This is a genomic window from Roseomonas sp. TAS13, assembly GCF_001950415.1.
GTDB classification, from domain to species: domain Bacteria; phylum Pseudomonadota; class Alphaproteobacteria; order Acetobacterales; family Acetobacteraceae; genus Roseomonas; species Roseomonas mucosa.
In genome coordinates, this window is sequence record NZ_BDLP01000610.1 from 1 (window position 1) to 1,666 (window position 1,666).

3 protein-coding genes are annotated in these 1,666 nt (G+C 73.3%); all 3 read right to left on the reverse strand.

Features of this window, described 5'->3' with window-relative positions; all coding sequences use genetic code 11:
- Nucleotides 1-512, reverse strand: a 512-nt coding sequence (locus ROTAS13_RS24160) for an Ada metal-binding domain-containing protein (protein ID WP_139323557.1), incomplete at its 3' end; no start/stop codon positions are given.
- 68 nt (nt 513-580) lie between these two features.
- Nucleotides 581-1,162, reverse strand: a complete 582-nt coding sequence (locus ROTAS13_RS24165; RefSeq protein WP_019459579.1) for an NUDIX domain-containing protein — start codon at nt 1,160-1,162, stop codon at nt 581-583.
- A gap of 148 nt (nt 1,163-1,310) precedes the next feature.
- Nucleotides 1,311-1,616: a hypothetical protein gene (locus tag ROTAS13_RS24170; protein WP_075823635.1), complete on the reverse strand. Its 306-nt coding sequence runs from the start codon at nt 1,614-1,616 to the stop codon at nt 1,311-1,313.
- Nucleotides 1,617-1,666 lie beyond the last annotated feature (50 nt).

The following is a 1,666-nucleotide window of genomic DNA, read 5'->3' on the forward strand; positions in this document are numbered from 1 at the left end:
CAAGAGACAGCGTAGACGCGGCTCTCGCTGCCGAAGCCCGCCTCCGCCACCGCATCCACCACCCGCGCCCCCCCGCCCAGCGCGCGTTGCAGGCGCCGGGCCCGCACGCCCTCGGCATAGGAGCGCGGCGTCACCCCCGTCACCTCGCGGAACAGGCGCAGGAAGTGGTGCCGGGCATAGCCCGCCCGTTCCGCCAGCGCGGCCAGGGAGGGGATGCCCTCCGAGCCCTCGATCATCTCGCAGGCGGCGCGCACCGCCTCGGCATGGAGACGGCCCCGCTCGCCGCGCGGGTCGCAGCGCCGGCAGGGGCGGAAGCCCGCCGCCTCCGCCTCCGCGCCATCGGCGAAGAAGCGCGTGTTGCGGCGCAGCGGCAGGCGGGATGGGCAGCCGAAGCGGCACCACACGCCCTGGGTTGCCACCGCATAGACCGCGTCCTGGCGCGGCTCACGTCGGAGCAGCGAATCCCAGAGACGGTCCGCCACGTCGGGAAGGGGGAGAAGGGTGTCGCTCATGTCTTCCTGTCCCACGGCATGGCCCCGGCCCGCCATCCGGGTGTTGCGCCGGTACGCGCGTGCCCCCTTCAGGCTGCGCCCAGCTCATGCAGCCGGGCGTATTGCAGCAGCATGATCGTCTTGGCGTCCACGATCTCGCCGCGCCGGATCATGGCCATGGCCTCCTCCAGCGGAACTTCCAGCAGGCTGATGTCCTCGCCCTCCTCCTCCAGCCCGCCGCCGGCGCCGATGCGGTCGGCGGCGCTGTACTCGGCCATGAAGAAGGTGATCCGCTCGGTCACGCTGCCCGGGCTCATGAAGGCCTCGAAAAGCCGGCGCGGCGCGGTGACGCGGATGCCGGCCTCCTCCTCCGCCTCGCGCCGGATCGCCTCCTCGGGGCTCCGCGCGTCCAGCATCCCGGCGGGGACCTCGACCAGATCGTCCTTGTGGCCCGCCGCATAGGCGGGAAAGCGGAACTGCCGCACCAGCAGCACCGTGCGCTTCCGCGGCTCCCAGAGCAGGATCGCCGCCCCGTCGCCACGGTCATAGGTTTCCCGCACCAGGGTCTGCCAGCGCCCGTCGCGCCGGCGGAAATCGAAGGTGTTCCGCCGCAGGACATAGGTGTCGTCGGACAGCACGCGGACCTCGCGCATGCGCACGCGGTCGTCCATGAGGTCACTCCCCTTGCTCGCCTCGCCGCTTTCCCGGACGATCCTTCCCGCCCTCGCGGGCCGCGCCCCTCGGGGCCATGCCTCCCGGCACGCCCTCCGGCCGCCTCTTCCCCGCCGCCCCTTCTTGCCGGGGATCGCGGCCCGCGCCTCAGGTGCTGTCGCCCAGCGCCCGCCGCCGCAGGTCGCGCAGCCGGGCCTCGCCACCCGCCATGCGCGGGTTGATCTTCATCGCTGCCTCCAGGCTGTGCAAGGCACCCACCAGGTCGCCGCTGTCCTGCTGCAGCGTGGACAGGGCCAGCAGCGCGTCGAACTGCCTCGGCTCCAGGCGCAGCGCCTCCCGCAGGTCCAGCGCCCCGGCGCGCCGGTCCCCCAGCGCCGCCTGGGCCTGGCCGCGCAGGATCCAGCTCCGCGGGTCGTCCGCCTGGAGGGTGATGGCGGCATCCAGGTCCTCCACGGCCTCCGCATAGGCCCGGGCCCTGTCTCTTGATCACATCTACGCACAGC

Excerpts from the sequence above, each read along its gene's own strand:
- ROTAS13_RS24165 (WP_019459579.1), bottom strand. The coding sequence starts at position 1,162 with ATGGACGACCGCGTGCGCATGCGCGAGGTCCGCGTGCTGTCCGACGAC.